At 70.8% G+C, this 3,381-nt stretch carries 3 protein-coding genes; all 3 read right to left on the minus strand.

Going from position 1 to position 3,381, the window contains the following annotated elements:
* The coding region (alaS, locus tag PROKR_RS22050) for an alanine--tRNA ligase (protein WP_036967544.1) at nucleotides 1-2,417 on the minus strand (2,417 nt) is incomplete at its 3' end.
* A gap of 146 nt (nucleotides 2,418-2,563) precedes the next feature.
* Nucleotides 2,564-2,818, minus strand: a complete 255-nt coding sequence (locus tag PROKR_RS22055) for a hypothetical protein (protein WP_020015442.1) — start codon at nucleotides 2,816-2,818, stop codon at nucleotides 2,564-2,566.
* Nucleotides 2,815-3,231: a DUF948 domain-containing protein gene (locus PROKR_RS22060; RefSeq protein ID WP_036967547.1), complete on the minus strand. Its 417-nt coding sequence runs from the start codon at nucleotides 3,229-3,231 to the stop codon at nucleotides 2,815-2,817. Before PROKR_RS22060 ends, PROKR_RS22055 begins: the two co-directional genes overlap by 4 nt.
* Between the last annotated feature and the right edge of the window lie 150 nt (nucleotides 3,232-3,381).

The raw sequence follows: 3,381 nt of genomic DNA on the forward strand, positions 1-3,381 counted from the left end.
GCCCGCAGGTCGTCGGCCTGGGCCTCGCCGGCGTCGTGCGTGACGACGCGGACGTCGCCGACGCGCGGGGCCTCGGCGGCGAGCTTGCCGGCGACGGCCAGGAGCTGGCCCTGCCGCAGCGTGGCGAGCTCCTTCTCGGCCTCCTTCAGGCGCGTCACGAGCGAGCCGACCCGCTCGTGCAGGTCCTCGGGGCGCGTGTTGAGCAGGCCGGTGAGCTGGCCCACCAGGGCGTGCTCCTTGGCCTGGAAGCCGTAGGCGCCGTCGCCCACCAGGGCGTCGACGCGGCGCACGCCGGAACCGATCGACGACTCGCCCAGCAGCGTGACCCGGCCGAGCTGGCCGGTCTGCTTGACGTGCGTGCCGGCGCACAGCTCGCGCGACCAGTCACCGCCGATCGAGACCACGCGGACGACGTCGCCGTACTTCTCGCCGAACAGCGCCATGGCACCGGCCTCGCGGGCCTTGGCGATCGGCATGAGCTGGTCGGTGACCTCGAGGTTGTCGGCGAGGCGCACGTTGACGCGCTCCTCGATCTCCGTCAGGGCCGACGCCGAGACGGCCGACGGCGAGCGGAAGTCGAACCGGATGCGGCTCGGGGCGTTCTCCGAACCGGCCTGCGTGCGGTCCGGGCCGACGAGCTCGTGCAGGGCCTTGTGGATCATGTGCGTGGCCGAGTGGGCGCGGCTGATGGCCTTACGGCGGGCCGTGTCGATCTGCGCGGTGCCCGGGTCGCCCAGGGCGGCCGTGCCCTCGACCAGCCGGCCCCGGTGCACGTTCAGGCCCTTGATCGGGCGCTGCACGTCGTCGACCTCGATGGTGGCGCCGCTGTCGAGCACGATCGTGCCGTGGTCGGCGAGCTGGCCACCGGCCTCGGCGTAGAACGGCGTGCGGTCCAGGACCACCTCGATCTCGGCCGGGGCGGTGACGGCAGGGGCGGGCACGCCGCCGCTGAGCAGGCCCACGACGCGCACGGTGGCATCGGTCTGCGTGTAGCCGAGGAACTCGACGGGAGCGGTGAGCTCCTTCTCCAGGGCCTCGTAGGCGGCGACGTCGGCCCCGCCGGTGCGCTTGGCCAGCGCGTCCGCGCGGGCGCGGGTGCGCTGCTCCTGCATGAGCGAGCGGAAGGCCTTCTCGTCCACCTGGACGCCCTGCTCGGCGGCCATCTCGAGGGTCAGGTCGATCGGGAAGCCGTAGGTGTCGTGCAGCTGGAAGGCGGCCTCGCCGGGCAGCACGAGGCTCGACCCCTCGCCGCCGCCCTGCTTCTTCAGGTTGGCGACGGCGCTGTCCAGGATCGTGGTGCCCGAGGCCAGCGTGCGGCGGAAGGCCTCCTCCTCGGCGTAGGCGACGGCCGAGATCTGCTCGAAGTTGGTGGCCAGCTCCGGGTAGGAGGGAGCCATCGCGTCCTTGGAGACCGGCAGCAGCGACGGCAGCGCGACGCCGTCGACGCCGAGCAGGCGCATGGCGCGCACGGAGCGGCGCAGCAGACGGCGCAGCACGTAGCCACGGCCCTCGTTGGAGGGGCGCACGCCGTCGCCGATGATCATCAGGGCCGAGCGGACGTGGTCGGCCACGACGCGCATGCGCACGTCGTCGTCGTGGTTCTCGCCGTACTTCTTGCCGCTGAGCTTCTCTGCGGCCTCGATGACGGGGAAGACCTCGTCGATCTCGTACATGTTGTCCTTGCCCTGGAGCAGGAAGGCAACACGCTCGAGGCCCATACCGGTGTCGATGTTCTTCTTGGCGAGCTCGCCGACGATCCGGAAGTCCTCCTTGGACTTCACGTCGTCGATGGCGTACTGCATGAACACCAGGTTCCAGATCTCGACGAAGCGGTCGCCGCCCTCGTCGATCAGCGGGCCTCCGTCGGGCCCGAAGGCGGGGCCGCGGTCGTAGAAGATCTCCGAGCACGGGCCGGCCGGGCCGGGCTGGCCGGTGGACCAGTAGTTGTCCTTCTTGCCGAGGCCCTGGATGCGCTCGTCGGGCAGGCCGACGATGTCCTTCCAGAGCTGGCGGGCCTCGTCGTCCTCGTAGTAGACGGTGACCCACAGCTTGTCGGGGTCGATGCCCAGCTTGCCGTCCTCCAGCGAGCCCGTCAGGAAGTCCCAGGCCATGCGGATGGCGTCGGCCTTGAAGTAGTCACCGAACGAGAAGTTGCCGTTCATCTGAAAGAACGTGCCGTGCCGCGTGGTCTTGCCGACGTCGTCGATGTCCAGGGTGCGCACGCACTTCTGCACGCTGGTGGCGCGCGACCACGGCGGGGTCTGCTGGGCCGTCATGTACGGGATGAACGGCACCATGCCCGCGATGGTGAACAGCGTCGACGGGTCCGGGGAGATCAGCGACGCCGACGGCACCACCGCGTGGCCCTGAGCTTCGAAGTAGTCGAGCCAACGCTTGCGGATCTCGGCGGTGCGCATGAGGTCAGTGGTCCTTCTTCTCGGTCGTACTGGTGGGTCGTGCTGGAGGGTGCACGAACTACGGTGCCGGACCGTTGCCCGGGCACGTGCCTATTCTGCCGCTGGTAGCGCGGCAGACGGAAACTGAAAGATCTGGCGGTGTCCCGCTACCGCTGGTCGCCCGGGAGCTCGCCGCGCAGCGACGCCATCAGCTGGGCCTCGCGCTCGGCGCGCGCCGTCGCGAAGTCCGACCGGAACGTGTGCGCCATCCGGTTCAGCCGCACACCGGCGTCGTCGACCGCGGCCGCCGCGCGCTCGCTGACCGCCTCGGGCGTGTACCGGGCGACGATCTGGCGGCCCTTGTGGATCACGACCACGGTGACGGCCACGCCGACGCCGACCCAGAACAGGCGGCGGATCACGCCTCGGCCCCGCTCGCGCCCACGTTCGTGTCACTGCCGGCGTGCCGGCCGGACCGGCCCTTGGCCTGGCCGAACGCCTGCCGCACGCCGTAGGAGAACGCCGCGACCTTGACGAGGGGCTTGCCCAGCGTCGCCGCGTACAGGCCCGTCAGCGCGGAGACGTTCTCGCTGACCGACGCCGCGGACGTGGTGATCGTGTCGACCTTGACGAGCTGCGTGTTGGCGGAGGCGACGGTGCTCGCGGCCTCGTCGAGGATCGGCACCGAGTGCTCGGTGACGTCCTTGACGCTCAACCGCGCCTCGTCCAGGAGCTTGCCCAGCTTCCACAACGGGACGGCGAGAAAGCCCACGAGGAGCACGAACGCGATCGCCGCGATCAGTCCCGCCACGTCTCCGAGGTCGCCGAGGGTCATGCGCAAGCTCCTGCCTGAAGGTCCGCGGATGTCCGGCACAGCCGTCTGCCGGGGGTCGACGATCACCCTATCCCCCTGGCGGCCCCCCTCGCCCGTCGCCCCGCGGTACCCGCCGGGCCCTGCTGTCGGCTACGGCCCGACGTCGAACGT

Source organism: Promicromonospora kroppenstedtii DSM 19349 (assembly GCF_000515355.1).
GTDB classification, from domain to species: Bacteria; Actinomycetota; Actinomycetes; order Actinomycetales; family Cellulomonadaceae; genus Promicromonospora; species Promicromonospora kroppenstedtii.